24 protein-coding genes are annotated in these 24,861 nt (G+C 70.3%); 10 read left to right on the forward strand and 14 right to left on the reverse strand.

Annotated elements, in window-relative coordinates; all coding sequences use genetic code 11:
* Positions 1-92: 92 nt before the first annotated feature.
* From B1759_RS11235 to folD, 8 genes are all read right to left on the reverse strand, one after another.
* Positions 93-839 (reverse strand): phage tail protein, encoded by a 747-nt coding sequence (locus B1759_RS11235; RefSeq protein WP_198948828.1) that lies wholly within the window; start codon positions 837-839, stop codon positions 93-95.
* Between the two features lie 135 nt (positions 840-974).
* Positions 975-1,754 (reverse strand): phage tail protein, encoded by a 780-nt coding sequence (locus B1759_RS11240; protein ID WP_198948829.1) that lies wholly within the window; start codon positions 1,752-1,754, stop codon positions 975-977.
* Positions 1,755-1,844: 90 nt separating this feature from the next.
* Positions 1,845-2,615 carry a phage tail protein gene (locus tag B1759_RS19995; protein WP_198948830.1) on the reverse strand — a complete coding sequence of 257 codons (771 nt, stop codon included), beginning with the start codon at positions 2,613-2,615 and terminating at the stop codon, positions 1,845-1,847.
* A gap of 119 nt (positions 2,616-2,734) precedes the next feature.
* Positions 2,735-4,297, reverse strand: coding sequence for a GMC oxidoreductase (locus tag B1759_RS11250; RefSeq protein ID WP_198948831.1), 1,563 nt, complete (start codon positions 4,295-4,297; stop codon positions 2,735-2,737).
* A gap of 96 nt (positions 4,298-4,393) precedes the next feature.
* Complete coding sequence (locus B1759_RS11255) at positions 4,394-5,269, reverse strand: SDR family oxidoreductase (protein ID WP_095515174.1); 876 nt, start codon at positions 5,267-5,269, stop codon at positions 4,394-4,396.
* Positions 5,270-5,441: 172 nt separating this feature from the next.
* Entirely contained in the window at positions 5,442-6,200 is a 759-nt protein-coding gene (locus tag B1759_RS11260; protein ID WP_095515175.1) for a DUF481 domain-containing protein, read from the reverse strand.
* Positions 6,201-6,252: 52 nt separating this feature from the next.
* The gene (locus B1759_RS11265; protein ID WP_095515176.1) at positions 6,253-7,293 is read right to left on the reverse strand and encodes a mechanosensitive ion channel family protein; all 1,041 of its coding nucleotides are present in this window, start codon (positions 7,291-7,293) and stop codon (positions 6,253-6,255) included.
* A complete protein-coding gene (folD, locus tag B1759_RS11270; protein ID WP_095515177.1) occupies positions 7,293-8,171 on the reverse strand; it encodes a bifunctional methylenetetrahydrofolate dehydrogenase/methenyltetrahydrofolate cyclohydrolase FolD in 879 nt (292 codons plus the stop codon). Before folD ends, B1759_RS11265 begins: the two co-directional genes overlap by 1 nt.
* Positions 8,172-8,343: 172 nt before the next feature.
* Between folD and asd the strand changes: the two genes are divergently transcribed.
* From asd to B1759_RS11285, 3 genes are read left to right on the forward strand one after another with little or no spacing between them, the layout of a single operon-like run.
* Positions 8,344-9,420, forward strand: coding sequence for an aspartate-semialdehyde dehydrogenase (asd, locus tag B1759_RS11275; protein ID WP_095515178.1), 1,077 nt, complete (start codon positions 8,344-8,346; stop codon positions 9,418-9,420).
* The gene (locus B1759_RS11280) at positions 9,417-9,893 is read left to right on the forward strand and encodes a GNAT family N-acetyltransferase (RefSeq protein WP_095515179.1); all 477 of its coding nucleotides are present in this window, start codon (positions 9,417-9,419) and stop codon (positions 9,891-9,893) included. Before asd ends, B1759_RS11280 begins: the two co-directional genes overlap by 4 nt.
* A gap of 60 nt (positions 9,894-9,953) precedes the next feature.
* Positions 9,954-11,147 carry an ATP-binding protein gene (locus tag B1759_RS11285; RefSeq protein ID WP_095515180.1) on the forward strand — a complete coding sequence of 398 codons (1,194 nt, stop codon included), beginning with the start codon at positions 9,954-9,956 and terminating at the stop codon, positions 11,145-11,147.
* Here B1759_RS11285 and B1759_RS11290 read toward each other — a convergent pair whose 3' ends face one another.
* A complete protein-coding gene (locus B1759_RS11290) occupies positions 11,148-12,026 on the reverse strand; it encodes a TraB/GumN family protein (RefSeq protein WP_095515181.1) in 879 nt (292 codons plus the stop codon). It lies immediately after the preceding gene.
* A 68-nt stretch (positions 12,027-12,094) separates the two neighbouring features.
* On the opposite strand from B1759_RS11290, the gene B1759_RS11295 reads away from it, so the two are divergent.
* A complete protein-coding gene (locus tag B1759_RS11295; RefSeq protein ID WP_158225218.1) occupies positions 12,095-13,804 on the forward strand; it encodes an aminotransferase class V-fold PLP-dependent enzyme in 1,710 nt (569 codons plus the stop codon).
* Positions 13,801-14,766, forward strand: a complete 966-nt coding sequence (locus B1759_RS11300) for a M28 family peptidase (RefSeq protein ID WP_095515183.1) — start codon at positions 13,801-13,803, stop codon at positions 14,764-14,766. Before B1759_RS11295 ends, B1759_RS11300 begins: the two co-directional genes overlap by 4 nt.
* Before the next feature lie 3 nt (positions 14,767-14,769).
* On the opposite strand, the gene B1759_RS11305 is transcribed toward B1759_RS11300, so the two are convergent.
* Positions 14,770-15,552, reverse strand: coding sequence for a hypothetical protein (locus B1759_RS11305; RefSeq protein ID WP_095515184.1), 783 nt, complete (start codon positions 15,550-15,552; stop codon positions 14,770-14,772).
* Positions 15,553-16,706: 1,154 nt separating this feature from the next.
* Here B1759_RS11305 and pssA point away from each other — a divergent pair.
* Genes pssA through B1759_RS11320 form a run of 3 tightly spaced genes read left to right on the forward strand, consistent with a single transcriptional unit; the run spans position 16,707 to position 18,060 of the window.
* A complete protein-coding gene (gene pssA / locus B1759_RS11310) occupies positions 16,707-17,456 on the forward strand; it encodes a CDP-diacylglycerol--serine O-phosphatidyltransferase (protein ID WP_198948832.1) in 750 nt (249 codons plus the stop codon).
* 26 nt (positions 17,457-17,482) lie between these two features.
* Positions 17,483-17,749: a phosphoribosylformylglycinamidine synthase subunit PurS gene (purS, locus tag B1759_RS11315; protein ID WP_095515186.1), complete on the forward strand. Its 267-nt coding sequence runs from the start codon at positions 17,483-17,485 to the stop codon at positions 17,747-17,749.
* A gap of 2 nt (positions 17,750-17,751) precedes the next feature.
* The gene (locus B1759_RS11320) at positions 17,752-18,060 is read left to right on the forward strand and encodes an ATP-dependent Clp protease adaptor ClpS (RefSeq protein WP_095515187.1); all 309 of its coding nucleotides are present in this window, start codon (positions 17,752-17,754) and stop codon (positions 18,058-18,060) included.
* Between the two features lie 10 nt (positions 18,061-18,070).
* On the opposite strand, the gene B1759_RS11325 is transcribed toward B1759_RS11320, so the two are convergent.
* On the reverse strand, positions 18,071-20,536 hold the full coding sequence (locus B1759_RS11325) for a DUF5916 domain-containing protein (protein ID WP_095515188.1): 2,466 nt from the start codon (positions 20,534-20,536) through the stop codon (positions 18,071-18,073).
* 66 nt (positions 20,537-20,602) lie between these two features.
* Between B1759_RS11325 and B1759_RS11330 the strand changes: the two genes are divergently transcribed.
* Positions 20,603-21,211 carry a YigZ family protein gene (locus B1759_RS11330; protein WP_095515189.1) on the forward strand — a complete coding sequence of 203 codons (609 nt, stop codon included), beginning with the start codon at positions 20,603-20,605 and terminating at the stop codon, positions 21,209-21,211.
* A gap of 68 nt (positions 21,212-21,279) precedes the next feature.
* Positions 21,280-22,407 (forward strand): TRAP transporter substrate-binding protein, encoded by a 1,128-nt coding sequence (locus B1759_RS11335; RefSeq protein WP_095515190.1) that lies wholly within the window; start codon positions 21,280-21,282, stop codon positions 22,405-22,407.
* On the opposite strand, the gene B1759_RS11340 is transcribed toward B1759_RS11335, so the two are convergent.
* The 3 genes from B1759_RS11340 to rnhA all read right to left on the reverse strand — a co-directional run bounded on the left by B1759_RS11340 (position 22,404) and on the right by rnhA (position 24,832).
* Positions 22,404-23,747 (reverse strand): TRAP transporter large permease subunit, encoded by a 1,344-nt coding sequence (locus B1759_RS11340; protein WP_095515191.1) that lies wholly within the window; start codon positions 23,745-23,747, stop codon positions 22,404-22,406. The two genes, B1759_RS11335 and B1759_RS11340, sit on opposite strands and share 4 nt — an antisense overlap.
* Entirely contained in the window at positions 23,748-24,272 is a 525-nt protein-coding gene (locus B1759_RS11345; RefSeq protein WP_095515192.1) for a TRAP transporter small permease subunit, read from the reverse strand. It abuts the gene before it with no gap.
* 95 nt (positions 24,273-24,367) lie between these two features.
* Positions 24,368-24,832, reverse strand: coding sequence for a ribonuclease HI (gene rnhA / locus B1759_RS11350; RefSeq protein WP_095515193.1), 465 nt, complete (start codon positions 24,830-24,832; stop codon positions 24,368-24,370).
* Positions 24,833-24,861 lie beyond the last annotated feature (29 nt).

Consider the following 24,861-nt stretch of genomic DNA (forward strand, 5'->3'; position numbering starts at 1 on the left):
TCCGAAGCACGCCGGGGTTCGCGCGGGACCCCGAACGCACACCGGCCCCGGCCGCGAGGCAGCCGAGGCCGGTTGGCTGACCGGTCTGAGGGTCAGCTACGAGACGGATAGATGCCGTACAGCGCGATCTGGTAGCTCAGCGAGAGGAAGGGGCTCCGGATGTTGAAGCTCATGTTTCCGCCCGTGCCGGAGGTCGGCGCGAGGGAGCCGTTGGCTGCCGAGGTCGGGGCATAGATCGTGTCGTTGGTGGCGTCGCCCGCCAGGATGTTGCCCGAGGGCGTCCGCTGGTCGCCCGGCGCGTTGAGCACGGGCAGGGTGTGTGCGTGCGAGGGCATGGTGGCGGACGTGAGCGTGAGGGTCTCCGCGCCGTACTTCTGACCCATCGCCACAGGCTGAAGTCCGGGCCCGGCCCCAGCGTTGACCGGAGTGCGGCCCCGCAGGTCGGGGACCCCGAACGTGGTTCGGCCGTCGCCTCCGTACGTCGTTCCGAGGATGGAGAACAGGGCGTCGTTCGAGGCCACTGCGAGCAACTGGCCGTCGCAGTTGGCCCACTGGCGGACGGCGAAGTTGCCACCGAAGAGCATGATCTCGCCCACGTAGGGCTGGTTGCCCTGCGGGTTGCGGATCGGTCGCCCGGCGGCATCGACGACGGTACCGGGGGCGATGTCCCGGGTGGCGGCTCGGGCCACCTCGGGCATCAGGAGGCCGGTGCCGATGGCGACGGCGCCGGCGCGGCGGAAAAAACGACGACGGCCGCTGTCGGCGACGGGGCGAGCCCCTCGGTCGAGGAGCGTGCGCTTGGCGGCGTCGACGAGGCGAGAGAGACGATTGTCAGACATGAGATCACGGGTTGGAGGGCCATCGGGCCCTGCGAGCGGAGGGAGTGTGCGGGGATCCGGCAGTGCCGGGATCGGCGAGGTGCGCGATGTCGGAGAAGGGCGCGTACACGCGCGCCCGACCCGGACGTGCGTCCACTAGCTCCGCGAGGGGTAGACGCCCACAGTGGCGATCTGGAAGTTGAGCGCGAGGGAGGGACGCCGATGCGAGAAGGGGATTCCGCCGCCGGTCGCGGCGGTCGGCGCCAGCTGCGCGTTGGCCCGGCTGGCAGCGGCGTAGATGGTGTCGCTGGTGGCGTCGCCCGCGAGGATGTTGCCCGCTGGCGTCCGCTGGTCGCCCGGCGCGTTCTTGACCGGCAGCCCGTGGTTGTGCTGAGGCATGGTGGCGACGGTGAGCGTGGTCTGCTCCTGCCCACCCTTCATGCCCTCGCGCACGGGCTGGAGGCCGGGGCCGCTCCCGTAACTGACCGCCTCGCGCCCCTGCAGGTCCGGGACGGCAAACGTGGTCCGGCCGTCCCCGCCATAGATGGTGCCGATGATCGAGAACAGCGCCGTGTTGGCTGAGATCGGAAGCAAGGCTCCGTTGCACGGGGTGTAGCCTCGGACGGTGAAGTTGCCACAGAACAGCATGATCTCCCCGAGGTAGGTGTCCGCGCCCACCCCGTCGGGGGCCGGTCGACCCTGGGCATCGACGACGGTGCCGGGGACGATCCCGAACTGTGTAGCGCGCTCCTCGATGCCGGCCCACGCGTCGTCCGGGATCATGAGGCCGGTGCCGACCGCACCGGCGGTGACGACCCCGGCGCGGCGAAAGAAGCCTCGGCGGCCGGTGTCGGCGCCGGGAATGGGCGTCGCGCCGCGGCCGAGCAGGTGGCGGCGTGCGGAGTCGAGGAGACGGGAAAGCGGGTGGTCAGACATGTGCTTCGAGAGGGAGGGGCCCGAGGGGGCCAGCGTGTGCCGAGAGATCCGAGACCGGCGCGTCGACCGCGCCGTGGGGTCGGAGTAGGCCTAGGTGCGCGACGGGAACAGACCCTGGATCGCGACCTGAATGGAGATCACCAGGGACGGGTCGAGGACGTTGATCGGCTGCCCGCCTCCGGACGCCTGGGTCGGCGCGAGCTGGGCGTTCGCCCGGGAGGCGGCGGCGTAGATCGTATCGTTGGTCGCGTCGCCCGCCAGGATGTTGCCACTGGGGGTTCGCTGGTCGCCCGGCGCGTTGAGCACAGGGAGCGGGTGCGTGTGGGACGGCAGGTTCTGCTGCGTCAGCGTGACCGTCTCCTGGCCCGATCTCGCGCCCAGGGGCTGCGGCTGGAGGCCTGCCCCTGTGCCCATCCCGACCGGAGCGCGGCCCCGCAGGTCGGGCAGGGCGAACGTGGTCCGGCCGTCTCCCCCGTACGTGGTGCCGAGGAGCGAGTACAGCGACTGGTTCTGGTTGATCGGCAGCAACTGCCCGTCACACTTCATGAACCCGCGGACGGCGAAGTTGCCGCCGAACATCATGATCTCCCCGAGGTAGGGCTCTGACGTCGACGGGTTCGCTACCGGTCGGCCCTGAGCGTCGACCACGGTGCCGGGGACGATGCCGAAGCGGCTGGCGCGTTCTTCGATGCCTGCCCAGGCCTCGTCGGGTGTCAGCAGGCCCGCGCTGAGCGCGCCCAGTGTGCCCATGCCGGCGCGCCGGAAAAACTGCCGCCGGCCGTCGTCGGCGGCAGCGGGTGGGCTCGCCTTCCGACGGCGCGTGGCGACGCGGAGGAGACGGGAGATCGGGTTGTCGGACATGAGGGTGTGGTGTGTGAGCATCGACATGAAGCCGATGTGAACCTAGCCCTGCCTGCCCGATCTCATGTCGTGGGATCAGCCGATATTCTCTGCCGCTGCGTGACAGTTTGGAGTTGCCCCTATGTCCACACCTCTGTGTCGAGGTGCTCTCCGACGCGAAACGCATTCGCGGCGATGGTGAGCGTCGGGTTCGTCGCTGCCGAGGACGGGAAGACACTCGCGTCTGCGATGTACAGGTTGGTGAGGTCGTGGGCTCTGCCCACCGGGTCGACAACGCTGTCGGACGGGGCCGTGCCCATCCGGCACGTCCCGCACTGGTGGTTGACCACCGCCAGGGGCATCGGGACGCGGAGGAACCGGTCGAAGCCGATGCGGCGAAGGGCGTGCTCCAGACGGTCCATCAGGTGCTCCTGCGCCCGGCGGTTGGTCTCGGTGTAGCGCACCCGGATGCCGCCCTCCGGCCCGAGCGTGATGCGGTTGTCGGCCAGGGGGAGGTCCTCGGATTGCACCCACCAGTCGACCGAGTGCGCGGCGATCTGGTCGGCCTCCTCCGGTGTCAACGCACCGTGCGGCAGGTCCTGAAGGATCTGCCAGCCCGCGTGCTTGCCCATCAGGTGGATGTGGCCGAGCGGCACGTTCTCCCACTCGGGATCGCCGGGAACGCCGAAGTAGAAGTCATTGACGGCGAGCGTCTTCTGGAAGCGCGTCGGGTTGGGGGTGCCGCTGGCGATGGTGTAAAACTTGGAGGTGACATGCCGCATGAAGTGGCGCCCGACGGCTCCGGAGCGGTTCGCCAGTCCGTCCGGGTGGGCGTCCGAGGCGGACCGCAGGAGCAGCGCGGCCGAGTTGACCGCCCCGGCACAGAGCGCGAACACGTCTGCGTGGAACGTCACCGGCTCGCCGTCCACGACGGCCTCGACGTGCGTGACGGTTCGCCCCGAGGCGTCGGTCACGATCCGTGTCACGTCCGCGCCGGTCACGAGGTCGACGTTGTCGTGGGCGGTGGCCGGAAGGACGGTCGCGGTCTCGGCGTCGGCCTTGAGGTGGAGGAGGTCCGGGAAGCCGTCGAAGGCGGCGCGGCCCATGGCGTCGAACGTCTCGCGGAGGATGAATGGCCCGGCACCGGGGGTCTCATGGCTGTAGCGAACCCCCATCGGCAGGTCGAACGCGTTGACGCCCTGGCGGCGGAGCCCCTCAGCGACTTCCGCGATGCGCGCGTCGTGCGGGATCGGAGCGTGCGGGAACGGGCCGTCGGCGGGGGGCTCGAACGGATCCGCCCCGCGGTTGCCGTGCACGTGGTAGACCGCCTCGGCCTGGTCATAGAAGGGCGCCAGATCCGCATATGAGATGGGCCAGGCCGGGGAGAGACCGTCGAGCGTCTGGAGTGCCTCGAAGTCCTCGGGGCGGTTGCGGAGCAGCGCCGAGCCGTAGACCTTCGTGTTGCCGCCGAGCCAGTAGTACATGCCCGGCCGGAAGAGGTCGCCGGTGGCATCGTCGGTCCAGCGCTCGTCGGCCTTGTACCGGTCCTCGGTGAAGAGCTTCTTTGGGTCCCAGTTCTCCGCCTCTCGCGGGAGCGAGCCGAGGCGGTTGAGGAGGAGGATGCGCTTGCCGGTCGGGGCCAGGGCGTGCGCGAGCGCGCCGCCGCCGACGCCCGCGCCGATGATGCAAAGGTCGTAGGTCAAGAGGATGGGGAATGAGGAGCAGGGAAATGGCGGGCGACGCGACGCGGGTCCCGCGACCGGTTGCTCGCTCGTCGTTCCCCGCTCGTCAACCCCGCATCACCCGCTCCAGGGGTCCTGGAAGTCGCCGTAGAGGGTCAGCCCGCCGTCGGCGATGAGCGTCTGGCCGGTGACGTAGGAGGCGTCGTCGGACGCGAGGAAGGCGGCGATGTGGGCCATCTCCTCGGGCTCGGCGATGCGGCCCATGGGAATGTGGTCCTCGACCACCTCCGTAGCCTCCTTGTCGGTGAGCCAACTCTGGATGGGCGTCCGTGTGGCGCCCGGCGCGAGGCTGTTGACGCGGATGCCGCGGGCGGCGTACTCCAGCGCCAGCGTCTGCGTGAGGCCCTTCATGCCGAACTTCGAGACGGCGTAGCTGAGGTACTTCGGCCGCGGAATCTGCTCGTGGACGCTGGACAGGTTGACGATCACGCCGCGGCTTCCGCCCTCGCGCTCGGGCAGGTCCAGGAACCCCTTGATAGCTTCGCGCGCGCACAGGAACGCGCCCCGCAGGTTGACACCCAGCACGGCGTCGAAGTGCTCGGCGGTCGTTTCGTGGCTGGCAGGCTCCTCGATCTGGATGCCCGCGTTATTGACCAGCAGGTCGACCCGCCCGAACGCCTTCGTGACTGAGGCGAACATGCCCTCGACCTCGGACTCCCGGGAGACGTCGGCGCGCACGAGCATGCAGGTGTCCTCCTGGTTGGCCAGGGCGACACTGTGGGCGGCCTCCGCAGCGGCCCCGTGAGCGGCGGCGTACTGCCGGGCGGCCTGGTGGACGAGGCGGCGCGTTTCTTCGGCGTTCGCCCGCTCGCGCTCGAAAGGGTAGTTGATGGCGACAGTCGCACCGCGACGCGCGAACTCCACCGCGATGGCGCGGCCGATGCCGGTAGAGGCGCCGGTGACGAGGGCGACGCGATCTGAGAGGTCAGTCATGGGGGACGTGATCGTTTGTGGCTCGCTCAACCCGGCCGAACTTTCAGAGTTTCCTGAAAGCCCTGCTGTGCGGTCCGCCTCGGGCAGTCCCCGGAGAATCCTGACCTCGCCGTCGGGAGAAGCGAGCGGAAGGGAAGGAGGACGAGGGGATCTCCTGTCTGGAAAGCACTTCTCAGCTCCCTGGAATTACGATCACGACGCCGTTCTCCAGTCGCAGGTCGATGGTCTCGATCCCCTCGGGCGGACGGCTGTCGTACCGGAGGTCCGTGCGGACGCGCAGCTTCAGGTAGCGCGTCAGCCCGACATCCAGCGAGGCTTGCGTCAGCACCCGGAGGTCGCCGAGGTCGCGCGCACGCGGCTGGACGTACGAGACCAGCGTGAACGCCGTCCCGTTGGGCAGGGTGGCGCGGCCAGCGACGTACGTGCTGACCCGCCCGACAGCGTCCTGGCTCCCGCCGAGCGCCTCGTCCAGCACCTCGTACTCGAACATCGGTGTGACGCCAAACGCGAGGCCGACGGAGTCGCGCTGGACGATCTCGTAGCGCAGCCCGGCCCCGAGCAGCGTCCGCCGGTCGAGCGCCTCCTGGCGGTTGCGCTGGATCTGGACGAACGACTCGGCGATGAGACGGGGCGCCAGCATCCGGTTGTGGCGGAGGTGCGCGAACGACTGGTCCACGAACGCGCGCTCGTCGGTTTGGGCGAGGTCGAACCGGCCGACCAGGAACGCCGTGTTCTCGCCCACCCGCACGTCCAGGCGGCCGCCGAGGCCGACCTGCAGGAAGTCGGTGTTGCCGGTCGCGAACGAGGCCGCGGCGTCGACCGACGCGATCACGGCGTCGTCGGTGAGCAGGCGGCGCATCCGCTCGGTGTTGACCTGGGCGGTCGCGGCGGAGGCGGTGGCGATCAGCAGGACGAGGAGCGTGCAGCGCATACCGGGCAGGAGGGACGTCAGCCGAGGATACCGGAGACGCCCCGAACGGCGGTCACCCGCCCGCGTCCGCCTCGGGGCCCGGCCCGAGCAGGCGCGAGCCCTGGAACGCCTTCGCCTCGTCGACGAAGAGCTGCAGGTGGGGGAACGGGATCTCGATGCCCGCCGCCTTGAGCGCCTCGAACACCTTCTCCTGATACTCCAGTCTGAGCGAGACCTCCAGCTTCGAGTCCTTCAGGTGGAGCCGCAGTTCCATGTTGACCGACGAGTCGGCCAACTCGGTGACGACGACGGCGGGTGCGTAGTCCGGGTGGAGGCGTTGGTCGCCCTCGGTGAGCGCCAGCACGACCTGGCGGGCGGCCTCGGGGCTCTCCTTGTAGGCGATCCCGAACGGCACCAGCACGCGCAGCGCGCGCAGCATCGAGTGGTTGATGATCCGATCCGAGATCACGTTCGCGTTCGGCAGGATGGCCATCTGGTTGTCGAGCGTGCGGATCCGGGTCGTTCGCAGGGTGATCTCCTCGACCGTCCCGAAGGTGTCGTGCAGCTCGATGTTGTCGCCCACGTGGAAGGGGCGGTCGAGCAGGATCGTGATGCCCGCGATCAGGTTTTGGACGGTGTCCTGTGCCGCGAAGCCGAGTGCGATGCCCGCGATGCCGAGGCCCGCGATGAACGGCGCGACGGCGATCCCGATCTTGTCCAGCACCGCCACGACGGCCAGCGCGACGATCACGAACCGGGAGAAGCGCAGGATGAGTTGCTGGACCCCCGCGTCGATTCGCTTGGACCGTCCCAGCGCGCGCCGCAGCACGCCCAGGAGGATGCGCAGGGCGATCCAGAAGGCGACGGCAGTGATCGCCGCCGGGAGCAGGTTGTCGAACGCGAACGCCTTCAGCGACGCCGCCAGGATGCTGGCCGCGTCCTCGAAGCGCCCGCTGCCCAGGGCCTCCGCCGCCACGCCCACGTCCTGCGACAACCCCCCGATCCCGCCCGACGTGTCGACCACCGCCGAGTCGGCTCGGAGGGAGTCGGCGAGCGCGAGGGAGTCCGCCACCGCGAGCGAGTCGGCAGCCAGCGAGTCGAAGGCGGACTGCATCACGCGGTCGCCCGGCGGGTGGCAGCCTCCAGGGTGTTGGCCAGCAGCATCGCGATCGTCATCGGGCCGACGCCTCCGGGGACCGGGGTGATGGCGCCCGCGACCTCCGCGACGGCCTCGAAGTCCACGTCCCCCACGAGCCGGTAGCCCCGCTCCCGCGTCGCGTCCTCGACGCGGTTGATGCCCACGTCGATGACCGTCGCTCCCGGCTTCACCATGTCCGCCGTGACGAACTCGGCCCGCCCGATGGCCGCGACCAGGATGTCGGCTTGGCGGGTGATCGACGCGAGGTCGTGGGTGCGGCTGTGGCAGACGGTCACGGTCGCGTCGAGCCCGCGCCGCAGCAGCAGGCTCGCCATCGGCTTGCCGACGATGTTGCTCCGGCCCAGCACGACCGCGTGGGCGCCCGAGGTGGGTACGTTCGTTCGGCGGAGCATCTCCACGATGCCCGCCGGCGTGCAGGGCTCCAGCGTCGGTTCGCCGAGCGACAGCTTGCCGACGTTCTCGGGGTGGAAGCCGTCCACGTCCTTGCCTGGGTCGATGGCGCGGATGACCGCCGCCTCGTCGATGTGGTCGGGGAGAGGGAGCTGGACGAGGATCCCGTCCACGCCATCGTCGGCGTTCAGGGCCGCGATGAGCGCGAGCAGGTCTGCCTCGGGCGTGTCGGCGGGGTGGAGGAGCGTCTCGGCGTCGATGCCCGCCTCGCCTGCCGCCCGCGCCTTGGCGCGGACGTACGACTGGCTCGCCGGGTTGTCGCCCAGGAGCACGACGCGGAGGGCGGGTGCGCGACCGTGTGCCTCGGAGAACGCCGCGGCGCCCTCGGCGACCTCGGCGCGAACAGCGGCGGCGACGGCCTTTCCGTCTATGAGATGGGCCATGCGGGGGACGGGTGGCGAGGAGGCAAACTAGCGGGCCGGGACGCGCGGGTTCGATGGCGCGCGTGGGTATCGCCGGTTTCTCCACACGGGCAGCGGGCGCGAAGGGTTAGCGTCGGGGCATCGGGTACGCCACGCACCCGTCCGTCCTGCGACACCTGCTCCCTGCCATCCCATGCTTCGCGTTGCCATCCTGGGCGCCACCGGCGCCGTCGGCCAGACCTTCGTCCGCCTGCTGAGCGGCCATCCGCTCTTCGAGATCGTCTCGCTGGTCGCCTCGGAGCGCTCGGCGGGCAAGCCGTACCGCGAGGCGGCCCACTGGATCCAGTCGGAGCCGCTGGACGACCGCATCGGGGACCTCGTCGTGGAGGGCATCGATGCGGCCCCCGACGCCGACCTCGCCTTCTCCGGCCTCGACGCGTCGGTCGCGGGCGAGGTCGAGGCGGACTGGGCGCGGCGCGGCTACGCCGTCGTCTCGAACGCGCGCAACTACCGCATGGACCCGACGGTCCCGCTCCTCATCCCCGAGGTCAACGCGGACCACATCGCACTCATCGACCGCCAGGACTGGCGCGGCGCCGACGGCCAGCCGTCGGGCGGCTTCATCGTGACCAACCCCAACTGCTCGACGGTCGGGCTCGTGATGGCGCTCAAGCCGCTCCACGATGCATTCGGCGTCGAGGCCGCGCACGTCGTGACGATGCAGGCACTCAGCGGTGCCGGCTACCCCGGTGTGGCGTCGCTCGACGCGCTGGGCAACGTGGTGCCGTACATCGGTGGGGAAGAGGACAAGCTGACCACCGAGACCCGCAAGCTGCTCGGCACGCTCGGCAGTACGGGTGAGGTGGTCGAGGCGGAAGCGGTCGTCTCGGCGCAGTGCAACCGCGTGCCGGTCATGGACGGCCACATGGAGGCGGTCTCGGTGCGCCTTGTAGGCAGCCCCTCGGCGGCCGACGTGGCGGACGCGCTCCGCTCGTGGGAGAGCCCGCTCGCCGGTCGCGGCCTGCCGACTGCCCCAGCGACGCCCCTCCTCGTCACCGACGACCCGACGGCGCCGCAGCCCCGCACCCACGTCCACCTCGGCGGCGGCATGACGGTGACCGTCGGGCGGATCCAGGACTGCCCGGTGCTGGGGGTCAAGTTTGTGGTGCTGAGCCACAACACGGTCCGCGGGGCCGCGGGCGGCGCCATCCTGAACGCGGAGCTGCTGCACGCGGAGGGCCGCCTCGGTCGCCGCGCCGACGCCGCGTGAGCGTGCTCGTCCGCGAGGCTCGGTCGTCGGACCTCCCGGTGGCGCTCCCCCTGTGGTCGGCGCTCCACCGGGAGCACGAAGCGCGGGACCCGCGCTACCGGCTCGCCGACGACGCTGAGGCGCGATGGTCGACCGACTTCCGCGACTGGACGAGGTCGGACGGCAGCCGCGTCTGGCTCGCCATCGACGCGAGCCAGCCGGTCGGGCTGCTGACAGCGCACCTCTACCAGCCTGCGCCGCTGTACCGCGAGCACCTGCTCGTGCACGTCAGTGACCTCTACGTCGCCCCCGAGGCGCGAGGGGAGGGCATCGCGGCCACGCTGCTGGACCAGGCCCGGACGTGGGGGCGCTCGGCGGGGGCGACGCACCTCCAGGCGGGAGTGCTGGCGGTCAACACCGTCGGTCGGGCGTTCTGGGCGGCGCAAGGGGGCGAGGACTACTCGGTCACCGTCTCGATGGCGCTGACGTCGTAGAGGCGTCGGCGGTTTGCTGCGGCTCGTACCCTTCACCCCTCACTCTTTCTGCTGCGTCCTATGTGGTCTCGGGTCATCGGCCAGCGCCGCGCCGTCGGCGTGCTCCAGCAGGCGCTCGCGCACGACCGCGTCGCCAACACGTATCTGTTCCACGGCCCGGCCGGGTCGGGGCCGCGGGCGGCGGCGCTCGCGTTCGGGCAGGCGCTCCTGTGCGAACGTCGCGGACGCCCTGGCGGACCGGAGGGCGACGCCTGCGGGACGTGCCTCGCCTGCACCAAGGCGGCGCGCCTCATTCACCCGGATCTCCACGTCTACCTGCCATTCCCGAAGGTCAGCAGCGGGGCCGACAAGGACGACCGGCCGTCGGACTACCCCGAGCGCATCGCCCAACTCGCGCTCGAGCCCTACGCCCCCGTCGACTACCGCCAGCGCGGCGCGCTCGGCGATGACGGGCCGAGCAAGAAGCAGGTCGAGCACCGGCGGCGGCCGACCAACGAGTTCCTCCGACGCGACATGACGTTCGTGCCCGCCGAGGGGCGCTACGTCGTCGGGGTGATGACCGACGCGGACCACGTGCGCACCGAGGCGGCCAACTCGCTGCTCAAGCTGCTCGAAGAGCCGGGGCCGGACGTGGTGCTCATCCTGACCGCAGAGCGGGTCGAGAATGTGCTCCCCACGATCCTCTCGCGGTGCCAGCGGGTCCGCTTCGACCCGCTCCCGGCCGAGGCCATCGAGGAGGCGCTGGTGGCCCGCTCCGGCGTGCCGCCCGGCGACGCGGGCGTCGTGGCGCGCATGGCGGACGGGTCGTTCACCCGCGCCCTCGAAATCTGGAGCAGCGAGAGCGTCAAGGAGAAGCGGGCCCTCGCGCTCGACTTCGTGCGCAAAGCCTACACGGGCCGCCCGGAGCTCGTCGCGCCCGTCATCCAGCAAGCGTCCACCGGCGGGCGGGAGGCCATCAAGTCGTGGCTGGACCTCGTCGCGCTCTGGGTGCGGGACCTCGTGCTGGCGCAGGCCGTCGGTGCCGAGGCGCAGCTCGTCAACGTGGATCAGGCCGACGCCGTGCACCGGTTCGTAGCCGCGCTCCCCGAGGCGGACCTGGGCGCGATGGCGACGCTGGTGGCCGAAGCGACCGAGGCCATCGAGGCCAACGGCTCGGCCGGTCTCATCCTGCCGACGCTCGCCTTCGGCCTCCGAGACGCGATGTTCGGGCAGTCGTCGGGCCACCTCGTGACGCCGCTCGACGCCCCGGCCTGACTACATCCGCCTCGGCTTGTACCCGGCCCGCCGGAGCAGGTCCACGACGTTGTCGCGTCCGACCAGGTGCCCTGCACCGAAGATCACGAGCGAGACGTCGCCCTTGCGTGCGAGCAGCGTCTCGATGGTGGGGATCCACGACCGGTTGCGGCCGATGAGGATCGACTCGAACACGTCGGGCTGCTCGAACTCGTCGCTCAGGACGCCGGTGAGACGGGCATCATCGCCCGCGGCCCATGCGTCGATCAACTCGTCGAACTGCGGCCCCGCCTGATCCGCCGACGCGACGAGGCTCATCAGGTACTCCACCTGGCTCGCGTCCGGGAGGTCGTCGAAGGCCGCGATCTGGTCGGCCAGCGTCTCCAGCGCGACGATCTCCTTGCCGTCGAATCCAGCGCGCTCGAAGAAGTACTCGTCGACCCCCTGTCCGAAGGCTTGCTCCTGGCCCTGGAGCGACAGCATGCCGTAGCTCATGCTCCCGAACCACGGCTCGAAGGCGTCGAAGCTGGGGCCGGGGTAGCCGAACTCGCGAAGGGAGGCGTGGAGCGTCTCGCGCTGCTCGTCGTCCAGCAGGTCGCCGATGAGCGCCTCGTCGGTGGCGGCGGAGACCAACTCCGGGTAGAGGTCCGCCGACATCGACAGGTCGACCTCGAAGCCCACGACGGCCGCCGCGGTGTAGATCGACTCGATGTGGTCCGGCATCGGCAGCGCGCCGACGGGCAGGACGTGGACGGAGCCCAGCAGATAGACCTTCGCTCCCTCGTGCTCGACGAGGTAGAGGGGCGGACGTCGGGCGTCGACCTGCGCGCTCGCGGCGGCGGCGAGGCCCGCGAGCAGCGTGAGGGCGAGGAAGCGACCAGAGAGCAGGAGGAACGGCATGACGCGTCGGGGGGGATCGGCAATATCCGACACCGGCAATGGGACGCGGGGGCGCTCTATCTTGCGGTATGGAGCTTCCGCGCCTCACCCCCAACGCCCTCCGCGCCCAGACCCTCGGCGCCGATGCCGTCGTTCAGACGCCCTTCGGCGAGCGACCGCTCGTCTACGCCGACTTCACGGCCAGCGGGCGGCAACTCGCCTTCGTGGAGGACTACCTCCGGTCGCTGGCGCCGCTGTACGCCAACAGCCACACGGAGGACAGCCTGACCGGTCGCACGGCGACGCACCTGCTGCATCAGGCCGAGCACGCCATCAAAGAGGCCGTCCACGCCGGGCCGTCGGGCCGGGTCGTGTGCTGCGGCAACGGGTCGACGGGTGCCATCCACAAGCTGCAGGAGATCCTCGGGGTCGCCATTCCGCCGGCCACGCTGCGCGACCTCGGCCTCCGGCTGACCGGCGCGCTCGGCGACGAAGCCGCGGGACGGCTGATGTACGACCTCCGCGAGAAAGGCCCCGTCGTGTTCGTCGGCCCGTACGAGCACCACTCGAACGAAGTCACGTGGCGCGAGGGCCTCTGCACCGTCGTCGAGGTGTGCCTCAACGAACAGGGGCAGATCTGTCTCGACGACTTGGAGCGACACCTGACCGATCCCCAGTGGGAAGGCCGGACGCTGTACGGTTCCTTCTCGGCGGGCTCCAACGTGACCGGCGTGCTCGCTCCGGTGCACGACATCGCGCGCGTGCTGCATCGCCACGGGGCGCTGGCGTTCTTCGACTACGCGGCGTCCGGCCCGTACGTCGAGATCGACATGGCGCCCGACGGCGACCCTGACGGTCGGCTGGATGCCATCTTCCTCTCGCCCCACAAGTTTCTCGGCGGTCCGGGGTCGTCCGGCCTGCTGGTGTTCGACGCCGCCATCTACCCCGACGGCCTCGCGCCGACGGTCGGTGGCGGCGGGACGGTGGTGTATGTCAACGCGACTCACCACGACTACACGGACGACATCGAGGCCCGAGAGACGGCCGGAACGCCGGGCCTGTACCAGACGCTCCGTGCCGCCATCGCGATGCAGGTCAAGGCGGCCGTCGGCGTGGACGCCATCCGAGCGCGCGAGCATGCCCACCTCGAGCGCGTGATCGACCGGTGGGCTGCCGACGAGCGGATCGAGATCCTGGGTCCGGGCGCGGAGGTCGAGCGGCTCCCCATCGTATCGTTCAACGTCCGCGACCCCAAGGAAGGCCTCTTGCACCCTCGGTTCGTGACGGTGCTGCTGTGCGACCTGTTCGGCATCCAGAGCCGGGCCGGCTGCTCGTGTGCAGGGCCCTACGGTCACCATCTGCTCGGCATCACCGAGCACATGAGCACCCGCTTCCGCCAGTGCATGGCGGACGGCATCCACGGCCTCAAGCCCGGCTGGGCGCGCATCGGCTTCCACTACACCCACGACGACGACGAGGTGGACTTCCTCATCCGGGCGGTCGAGTTCGTGGCCGACTATGGGGCTCGCTTCCTGCCGCTGTACGCGTTCGAGGTGGAGACCGGGGCCTGGACGCTTCGGGAGGACCGCGCGCCCGATGTCGCGCTCTCCATCGCCGACGTGCTCGCGGGCGCCGCGCCGCTGGGCGTGGGGGTCGCCTCCGGGGCAGACCGTCGGCGACTGCTGGCCGAGACGCTGGCCCAGGCGGAACGGATCGCCCTCGACCTGCCCGAGCCGACCCATTCGGGTCGACTCGCGGACGACTTGGCTGACCTCCAGTTCTTCGCCCTGCCCGCGTGACTCGTCGCACTCTCTGGCTCGCCCTGGCGGGCCTCGTCGTGGCCGCAGTCGCGGTCGGTATCGTTCTGCGGTGGGCCGACCGGCCCGCCCCGCTTCCCGCTTTCGAGGAGGAACGCGCGTACGCGCTGGTGTCCGAGCAGACCGACTTCGGCCCCCGCGTGCCTGGCACCGCGGCCCACGACTCGGCGCGCGTCTGGCTCCAGGCCCGCCTCGGCGTGTACGCCGACCGGGTGGTCGAGCAGCAGATCGAGATCCCCGATCCCGCCGACACGACGCGGACCTTCCGCGGAACGAACATCGTCGCCTCCTGGCAGCCCGGCCTGCGGCGGCGCATCCTGCTGGCGGCCCACTGGGACTCGCGCCCGATCGCCGACAACGATCCGGACCCGGCGCGGCGGCTGGAGCCCGTGCTCGGCGCCAACGACGGCGCATCCGGCGTGGCCGTGCTGTTGGAGATCGCTCGCCTGCTGGATGCGCAGCCGCTCCAGCGGCCCGTCGGCGTGGACATCATCCTGTTCGACCTGGAGGATCTGGGGACCATCGACCCGGCGGTGCCGGAAGGCGACCGGGTGCCGTTCGCGATGGGGTCCGAGATGTTCGTGCTCCACAACCCTGGCTACCGGCCCGTCTGGGGCGTCTTGCTGGACATGGTGGGCGACACCGACCTCCGCATCCCGAAGGAAGGCTATTCCTTGCAGCATGCCCCGGAGCTGGTGGACCGCATCTGGGCCGCTGCGCGGCGGGTCGGGTCTACGGCCTTCCTCGACGAAGTCGGCCCCGCGATCCAGGACGACCACGTCCCGTTCCTCCGGGTGGGCATCCCGATGGTGAACCTGATCCAGACGCCGTTCCCCGATACGTGGCACACGACCTCCGACACACCTGAGAACGTCAGCGCGGAGAGCCTCGGCCAGGTCGGCCGCGTTCTCGTGGACCTGCTCTGGCGTCCGGACGCCGAGTAGGGATCAGGGGAGGCTGGGCCGGTTGCGCGGCGTCAGGTCTGTGAACAGCGCCTCGTCGATCTCCAGGAGCGCCTCAGGCTCAGTGAGGATCGCCGAACCGCCTGCCCGCGACGCCTTCTCGGTCGCGAACGAGAGCGGACCCAGAGGCGTGTCGAGTTCGATCGGGTCGAGCCAGATGAAGTCGCCCTCGTTCCCGCTCTCCAACACGAAGGCCCAGCCGGTGGTCGCACCCGAGCCGTCGTCCACTGCCAGCCAGTAGCGGTCCCCGGGTGTCAGGCCGACGCCCTCGAAGGACAGCGCGAGGCCGACGACGTTGTCCCGGGTCTCGACGGCCCGGACCACGCCGGGGTCGAACACCTTCAGGGGTGCCAGGAGCCAGTAGCTGTCGTTGATGAACCGGCTCTGCGCGCCCGTCAACTGCTCGGACGCGATCTCGCCAGAGAGGATGGTCCCGTTCAAGGCCGCCTGGCCCACTGGAGATGCCGGGTCGAAGGTCGAGGGGGAGAACACCGCCACGACGACGCTGTCCGCGCCGATCTGGAACTCGCTCCGGACCCGGTCGCCTGTCTTGTCCCACACGTGCCAGTTGCGAGCGACCTCCACAGAGTCGCGGACGACGGCCCACTCGAAAGCGATGCCTGGCAGCGCCTCCCAGGTGTCGAGCCCGCCCGCAGCCTCGGTGACGCGGAAGGCGAGGCTGTCGGCCGCCGTGTCGAGGCGGGGCGCGTCGGGCGACCCGCAGCCGACCAGCGCGAGGAGCAGAGCGGCGAGGGAGGGCGTGCGCATGGGCGAGGGGAGAGGGCGTTGGGCGAGAACGACATGGCCGGATCTGGCTCGGAGAGCCGTCCCGCCGAAGCTCCGAAGCCAGAAGGGTACGATGTGGACGGGGGTGGATATGTGGGGAACTTAACCGTTGGTTCATCTTGACTCCGCAGGATCTCCCCGGTACTATGGGTCACTGCCTTCGGGCAGGCGGCCCTCCGGGGTCGCGTTCCTTGACACAGTGCGTCTCATTGCTGGAAGAGGGCTTCCTCACGGAATGCCCTGCGTGTACAAGGCCCCGCCTCGGTGGGGCGAGAGGAGCGTCGCCCTCCAGGCCATTCATCGAACGGCCACCGAAGGCCCTCACGGGCCCTCCGGACGACCCGACTCTCCGCTCGTACGCTGGACCCATTCTCGCCCCGACTCTCTGTGAAAAGAGAGATCCGGGTCGACATTTTGGTGGCCAGACCGTACCGCACGCCCGACCGAACTTCGGTTCGGAAGGACAGCCCCGGCTGCTTCGGTGGGCGGGATGCTGTGGGCGAGACGTCCCGAGAGGCTTTCGAGCCCCGTGACGCCCGACCTGTTCCGTACAGGAGGACCCAGCACGCGCGACGGACGCGACCGGGGATTCGTCCTCGATCGCTCAGACGCCCTGCGAAGACCCCCACGTCGTCGCTGTCAGAGCCCGCTGTCTCAGCGGTCCTCAGACGGCCCACGACGGTCTCGTAGACGGACGCACTCGGCCCTCGAACCGGAGCTACGGCTCGCGGGACGATGGGCCATCAAGGATCTCGAACGGGGGCCTGCCGCTTGTCGGTGGGCCCCCGTTCACGTTCTGGAAATCCGTGAGGGGACGGCGGGCCGATCGAGTTGTGGGGCGCGATGGTGGAACGCCGAGGTGCCGTCGTGGCGTTGACTGCTTCCACTTCACCCCAGCCAGTGTCTGTCCCCGACGGGTTTCGATCCTCCCGCCACGTCTTCTCCTTACGACGCCTCTCTGGGGGGTGGTCGGGTGACGTTCAGGCCGAGCCCGCGGTGGGCTACGGGCTCCGTGAGGAGCCTCTCACCCCGATGAGAGAGGTCGCCTGATGGAACCGATCCGACCGCCTCGAGGCCCAGTACTGCGCGCTCGCCGTGCGGCGAGCATCCGGTCGAGCGCGCGCGCGCGCGCCGCGGTGCCCAACTTCTTCACCCTGATGAACCTGCTGGCCGGGTTCTTCTCGCTGATCCAGACGGCCGCGGGCAACCTGGAAGCCGCCGCCTGGCTGGTGGTGCTCGCAGCGTTCTTCGACCTCCTCGATGGCCTGATGGCCCGCCTGGTGGGTGTCTCGGGCGAGTTCGGCGTCGAGCTGGACTCGCTGAGTGACATCGTCTCGTTCGGCGTCGCGCCGAGCTTTCTGCTGTACATGTTCGGGCTGAACCAGCTCGGGCCGATGTGGGGAGGGTTGCTCGCGAGCCTGCCGGCCCTCTTCGGCGCCGTTCGGCTGGCCAAGTTCAACTCGATGGCCGAGGCGGGCGCCAAGTCGACCGAGTTCACCGGGCTGCCGATCCCCGCGCAGGCCGGGACGGTGGTCGTGTTCATCCTCACCTTCATCGGCCGCCCCTGGTTCGACGTGCTGGCGAGGCCGCAGCTCTCGGTCCTGATCACGCTGGTCGTCGGTCTCTCGGCCCTGATGGTGGCGCCGATCTCGTTTCCTGCGCTCCCTCAGCCCAACCGCGCCAACCTGCGGACGTACCGGTACCGGTTTCTCCTCTTCCTGCTGGCGATGTTGCTCGGCGTCATCTTCCAGGAGATCGGTCTGCTGGTCGCCGCCGTTATCTACCTGCTGTGGGGCCTTGGTCGGGCATTGCTGTGGGCCGTCCGCGTGGCTACCGACACGGAGCCGCTCGCGGATGCCGACGCGGACCCTGGCGTGACGCCGTAGCTTTCTGACCCGCATTCGCCTCCCCGATGTACACCGCCACCGTCCACGTCACGCTCCGCCCCTCCATCCTGGATCCGCAGGGGAAGGCCATCCAGTCGGCCCTCGGCGACCTTGGCATGCCCGAGGTCGAGGAGGTTCGCACGGGCAAAGTGTTTTCCCTCCGTGTTGCCGCGGACTCCGCCGAGGCGGCCGAGGCCAGCGTCCGGCAGGCGTGCCAGAAGTTGCTCGCCAACCCGGTGACGGAGGACGTCGAGATCCTGTCGGTCGATGCCGTGGAGACGGCCGCGGCGTGAGCATGCGTAGTCTCGGAACGCTCGCAGGCGCCGCGACCCCGGAGGTCGCCCCCGTCTTCGAGGCGGACACGGACGTGGAGGTGGAGACGCCCTGGCGTGTCATCCTCTATGACGACGACATCCACACCTTCGAGGAGGTGATCCTCCAGTTGATGAAGGCCACCGGCTGTACCGCCGAGCAGGGTCAGTTGCACGCCCTCACCGTCGACGCGACGGGCAAGGACTGTGTCTACCAGGGCGACTTCTTCGACTGCTTCCGCGTCCAGGGCGTGCTGCGCGAAATCCAGCTCGTGACCGAGATCGAAGGCTAGCGAGCTCGCACTACCGCATCACCAGGTAGCTCAGCTTCACGAGGAAGACGTTCTCCGGGAACACGCCGAAGGTGTCGGCGAACTGCTGGGAGGTGGAGGTGTCGAACGGCGAGGCGCTCATCCCGTCGGCGAACAGCAGATCCTCGAACGCCGACGTACCGCGCGCCTGCGACCAGACGACGTACAGCGAGGACCCCGGCCGGTACTCCCAGCGCAGGACCGCGTTCGTGTTGAAGTCCGAGAACGAGAAGTCGCGGCGGCGCGGGTACGCGTCGAACGGACGGAGGTCGTCGGTGGAGGCGAGCAGGCGGAAGTCTTCGTACTGGCCGCGCGCCGAGAACAGTTGCCCGTACAGCTGGACGGAGAGGTCGGCGCTGAAGAGGAGGTTGGCGCGGGTGGTGAGGCTGGCCGACCGCGTGTCGCGGGAGGCGAACACCGGTCGGTAGAACCCGCCGTTGACGCGTGCCACGCCATCGAAGAGGGTGCCTGCCTCGGTGGACGAGAGAGGGAGGAGGACGAGCGTCTCCGGGTCCAGGTCAGATGGCAGGCCCGATGTGGGGCCCACGGCCAGCCCGTCAGCCGTCTCGACGAAGCCCTCGTTGAGCACCCAGGCCCGTTCGCCAGTCGCCGCGGCGATCTGCCCTTCGAGCGCCAGCGTCAGCCGGTCGCTGACGGTCCAGTCGATCGCGGCACCGGGCGAGAAGCTCCGCCCGCCGTCCTCGTAAACCTGTCCTCGGAGGCCGAGGCCGAGCTGGAATCGCCGCCGCTGGTCCGTCGTGACGTCGACCGAGAGGGCCGCGCCAGGCACGTTGACGACCGGGTCGAGGCCACGCGTCTCGCGCACGTCGACGCCGCCGAGGCCGAACACGTTGGCCTGTAATCCCGCGCTCTGGAAGCCGAAGAAGTCCGCCCCGAGCCGTGCCGTGCCCTGGAAGCCCCGGTTGGCGCCGTCGGTGTAGCGGAACTCCTGGGTCCCAAACCCGAACACGCTGAGGCGCCGGAACGGCCCGACCGGCTGCCCGCGGTTGAGCAGCAGTTGCGTGCCCCCCCGGAGCGAGATCAGGTCCGTCTGCCGAAACCGCCCCACGTCGTTCAGGCGGAACGCCTCTGAGTACACCCGGAGGCCGAAGCCGGGCTTGAAGTAGCCCTGGACCTTGTCCAGGCCGAGGTACACCGCGTACCCGAGGTCCGGGTCTGCGCCATCGGTCGCGCGGGCGGTCGCGCTGGTGGTCCCCTCGAACAGCCAGTCGAGCGTGTCGCCGAGGCGGAAGGCCCAGTCGGCTCCGACCGAGGCGCTCCGGGGCGACGCGCTCTCCATCCACGACGAGTAGGCCGTCGCGCCCAGGCCGACCGCGCTCTGGTTGGGCAACTCCTGCTTGAGTCGGGCAGCCGCGTAGAGGCGGCTCGGGTCGAAGTCGTCGCCCGTGGTGGCACCGAGGACGCCGAAGGAGAGGCCCCCGTCGGTGCGGCCGGTCAGCTTGGCCGCCCCGATGATCGGGCTCGACCCGCCGATGCGGCGCGTGTAAAGCAGCGCGCCATCGCCGGAGGCGTAGTCGAGGTCGAAGATCTGGGTGCCCTCCAGGAAGAACGGCCGCCGCTCGGAGAAGAAGGTCTCGAAGGTCGACAGGTTGAGCTCGGCCGGGTCCGCCTCGACCTGTCCAAAGTCCGGGTTGACCGTAACGTCGAGGATGACGTTGGAGGTGAGGCCCAGCTTGAGGTCGAGCCCGGCCTCGCTTCCGTAGGCGGCGGTCGGCACGCCTGGTGTGTCGGCTTCGAACCGCCTTGCGCGGGCCAGCGAGTAGGGCAGCGCCTGCACGACGCGCTTCGGCTGGAGCCCGGCGACGCCCTCCAGGCGGCCGAGGTCTTCGAGGAAGGCGCTCTCGCGTTCCCGCGTCAGCGGCGACCAGAAGACCTTCTCGTTGAGCCGTTGGATCTGGCGGACGAAGTTGACGCCCCACACCGGCTCGGTGCCGGTGAACCGCAGCTGCGAGTACGGGATTTCGATCTCCGCGACCCAGCCCTCCTCGGTGACGCGCGTCGCCGACCCCCAGATGGCATCCCACGACTCGTCCTCGTTCTGCCGTGTCGCCAGCGCATCGAACTGGACGTTGGCGGCCGTGACCGCGAACTCGTAGGCCGACCGACCGTCACCGTAGGCGTCGAGGGCGACCAGGAAGAAGTCCCCGTCGGGGTTGTCGCGGCGGCTGAGGGTCGTCCGGATGCCCTCCGGGTCGCTGTCCCGCATCACCGCGCCCACGTACAGGGCGTCGGCGCCACGGAGGATGCGCACCTCGGTCGTCTGGGTGGCTGGGGCGCCCTCGGTGGGCTCGAACTGGACGAAGTCGGTCGCGACCTCGGCCGTCGTCCAGGCCGCCTCGTTCAACTCCCCGTCCACGACGACGCGGTCGGCGGTGCCCGCTCGCAAAGTGGGCGGAACGAGCGTGAGGAGGGCGGCGAGACCGGTGGCGAGGAGCATAGCTTGCGACAGAGAGGATGGGCGGGTGTCGCCGCGTCCCGAGGGTACGGCGCGCTGCCATTTCGAATGACCGACACGTTCCGAACGCTGGCCGCCCCGGCCCGTGCAGAGCCTCCTAAAACGAAGGGCTCCCGCTTCCTGGCCGAGGTCGTCCCCGCCGCCGATGCGGAGGCCGCCCTGGAGCACCTCGCGACGGTACGTGCCCGCGAGTACTCCGCGACGCACCACTGCTGGGCCTATCGTCTCGGCCCTGACGCGCCCGCGCCGCGCAGCAGTGACGACGGCGAGCCGAGCGGGTCCGCAGGGGCGCCGATCCTCCGCGAGATCGAAGGGCGGGATCTGTACCACGTCGCCGTGGTCGTGACACGGTACTACGGCGGCACGAAGCTGGGCGTCGGCGGGCTGGCACGGGCCTACGGGGAGGCCGCGGGCGTCGCACTCGACAGCGCCCGACTGCGGACCGTGACGCTCCGCGTGCCCGTGACGCTCGCCTTCGCCTTCGACGACACCTCGCCCGCGATGCGCCTCCTCGACCAGTTCGACGCCGAGGTGGCCGATCAGCGCTACTCGCCCTCAGGTACGGAGCTCGAACTCGCAGTCCGCCGGTCCGAAGCGGACGCGTTGCGAGCCGCGTTCGTCGAAGCGACCTCCGGGCGAGGCGAGATCCTCGACTGAGCCGGTCGAGAACTCGCCTCGTCATCCTGAGCGGGCCGAATCTGGCTAGCGCCGTCGTAGACTCCGGCATGGACCGTCGTCGCTTCGTCACTGCCGCCGCTCTCGGGGCAGGCGCCACCCTCGCCGCCTGTGGCCCCGGCCCGGGGCATGGGCGCCGCAACACGGGCGAGGTCGCCGAGGTGGACGCGCCCGGCATCGTCACGCGGCCGCGGATCCGGTGGCGGCTGGCGTCCAGCTTCCCGCGGTCGACCGAGATTCTGTACCGCGCCGCCGAGCACTTGGCGGCCCGCGTCGGGGCGCTGACGGACGGGCGCTTCGAGATCGAGCCCTCCGAGGCGGGCGCGCTCGTGCCCCCGCTCCAGGTGCTCGACGCCGTCCAGGCAGGGTCGGTCCCCATCGGGCACACGGCCAGCTACTACTACCTCGGGAAGACGCCCGCGCTGACGTTCGAGACGGCGGTGCCGTTTGGCATGCAGGCGCGGCAGCACGACGCCTGGATCCGCCACGGCGGCGGGCGGGACCTGACGCAGCAGGTCCTCGACGGCTTCGACGTGATCGGTCTCCTTGGCGGCAACACCGGCACCCAGATGGGCGGCTGGTTTCGCGAGCCGGTCCGCTCCCTCTCCGACCTCCAGGGGCTGACGATGCGGATCCCCGGCCTGGGCGGGCGCGCGATGGAGCGCCTCGGCGTCGTCGCGCAGACCCTGGCCGGCGGGGAGATCTACGGGGCCCTCGAGCGTGGCGCCATCGACGCGACGGAGTGGGTGGGGCCGTACGACGACGAGAAGATGGGCTTCTACCGCGTCGTCAAGACGTACCACTACCCCGGCTGGTGGGAGCCAGCCGCGGCGCTCTCGTTCTACGTCAACCGGACCGCGTGGGAGGGACTGCCGTCGTCGTATCGGGAGGCGCTCCAGAGCGCGTCCGACGAGGTCAACGCGACGATGCTCAGCGAGTACGACGCCCTCAACCCGGCCGCGCTGGCGTCGCTGCTGGACAAGGGGGTCCGCACGGTGCCCTTCCCCGACGATGTGATGGCCGCTGCCGCGACGGCGTCGCGCGACCTGATGGACGACGCTGCCGCAGGCGATGCCCAGACGCGGGAGCTGCTGACGAGCTACCGCGCCTTTCAGTCCGCCTCGGACCGGTGGTTCGGCCTCGCCGAGTGGGGCATGGCGAAGAGCAAGCTCCGCTAGTCCCCCACGAACGCGAGCACCAGCTCTGGGAAGGCGACCACGAGGCCCAGCGCGAGCAGCTGGATGGCCACGAACGGAAGGGCGCCCCGGTAGATCTGGCCCGTCGACACGTCGGGCGGCGCCACCCCGCGGAGGTAGAACAGCGAGAACCCGAACGGTGGGGTCAGAAACGAGGTCTGGAGATTCATCCCCAGGATCACGCCGAACCAGACGAGGTCGATGCCCAGCGCGGCGGCGGCGGGCGCCAGCAGCGGGACCACGATGAAGGCGATCTCGAAGAAGTCGATGAAGAAGCCCAGCACGAACACGAGCACGTTCGCTACCAGCAGCAGCCCCACCACTCCGCCCGGCAGCCCGGTCAGCGCCTCCTCGATCCACAGGTCGCCGTAGAGGCCGCGGAAGACCAGCGCGAATGCGGTCGAGCCGACGAGCAGGATCAGGACCATCGTGGTCAGCTTCGCGGTGGACCGGGCGGCGTCCCAGACCAGCGGGCGCGACAGCCGCCGGTTGAGTGCCGTCAGCACGAGCGCGCCGACTGCCCCGAGGGCGCCCGCCTCGGTGGGCGTGGCGACACCCGCGAAAATGCTCCCGAGCACGACCAGGATGAGCAGCAGCGGGGGGAGCAACACCGTCACGACGCGGCGGACCAGCGCCCAGCCCTGCTCGGTCCGTTCTTCGAGCGGCAGCGCGGGCGCGGCCCCGGGGTGTCGCCACGCGACCCAGCCCACGTAGAGCGCGAACATCGTCGCCAGCATCACGCCGGGCACGAGCGCTCCCGCGAACAGCGCGCCGACGCTCACGCCCAACTGGTCGCCGAGCACGATCAGGACGATGGAGGGCGGCACGATCTGGCCGAGCGTCCCCGACGCCGCCACCGTCCCGGCTGCGAAGGAGGGCTTGTAGCCGTGCCCCAGCATCACCGGCAGCGCGATCGCGCCCATCGCGACCACGCTCGCGCCGACGACGCCGGTCGCTGCGGCCAGCAGCGCCCCCACCAGGACGACCGCCAGCGCCAGTCCGCCGCGCACGCGCCCGAACAGCGCGCCGATGGTCGTCAGCAGGTCTTCCGCGAGGCGGCTCTTCTCCAGGATGACGCCCATGAAGATGAAGTACGGGATCGCGAGCAGCACCGGATTCTGCATGATCCCGAACAGCCGATCGCCCAGCGCGAGCAGGAACGGCGGGTCGAAGTAGCCCGTCGCCAGTCCCAGCAGCGCGAACAGCACCGAGACACCGCCGATAGCGAACGCGACCGGGTAGCCCGAGAACACGAGCGCCAGCACGACGCCGACCATGATCGGCCCCAGCCAGTCGGCGACGTGGGCGAGGAGCGGCTCCATTCAGCGACCGGCGGGCGCACGGCCCGCGATCTCGGCTACGGCGCGGACCGCCTGCACGAGCGCCTGGAGCGCCAGCAGCCCGATCCCGAGCAGCACGAGCAGCTTGACCGGCCACCGCACCAGACCTCCAGCGTCGAGCGCGCCCTCCCGCAACGTCACCGACTCGACGACGGCAGGCCACGACGCCCACAGCACGAGTGCGCAGAAGGGCAGGAGCAGGACGACGGTCCCGATCAGGTCCACCCAGGCTCGGCGCGTCGGGGAGAGGCGCCCGTAGACCACGTCCACCCGGACGTGCGCATCCTCGGCGAGCACCCACGCTGCGCCGAGCAGGAAGACGCCGCTGAACAGCATCCACTGCACGTCGCCGATGGCGTTGAGTGCGGGCGTGATGCCCAGCACGGGGGCGAGGTAGCGAAGCACGGCTCCGAGCGCTCCGGCCCCGACCATCACCACAATGAGGCGGGCGCACAGCCACCCGATGGCGGCACTCAAGCGGTCGGCGAGGCGAAGGACGCGGGACATGTCCGAACGTACTGACAGGGAGACGACGGACGCTCACCCGCCGCTCGCCCATGTCGGCCCGCTCCTCCATGGTGCCGAGGCCGACGGGACGCGTGTCACATCTCGGCCATCAGCGTCCGCATCGCGCCCACCGCGAGCCCATCCACGTGCTCGTTGAGGGGGACGCCTGCATGACCCTTGACCTTCACCCACGTCACCTCGTGGCGCTGGTTCTGCGCGTCGAGGCGCTCCCAGAGGTCGCGGTTCAGCACTGGCGACTTGTCGGCCTTCCTCCAGCCGCGCTTCTTCCAGCCGTCGATCCAGCGGGCATTGAAGGCGTTGATGACGTAGGCGCTGTCCGAGTGGAGGCGAACGCGGCAGGGCTCTCGGAGGGCTTCCAGGGCCTCGGCCGCGGCGCGCAGTTCCATCCGGTTGTTGGTGGTCTCCGCCTCGGCGCCCTTGATGTCGCGGGTGATCTCGTCGGGCGGCGAGCCGTAGATGAGGTGCGCGCCCCAGCCGCCGGGGCCCGGGTTGCCCGAGCATGCGCCGTCGGTATAGATGGTAACGTCTTTCAGAGGCATGGGGCCGGGGAGAGAGGGCGTGGGAGGAC

The sequence above is a fragment of the Rubrivirga sp. SAORIC476 genome, assembly GCF_002283555.1.
Taxonomy (GTDB): Bacteria; Bacteroidota; Rhodothermia; order Rhodothermales; family Rubricoccaceae; genus Rubrivirga.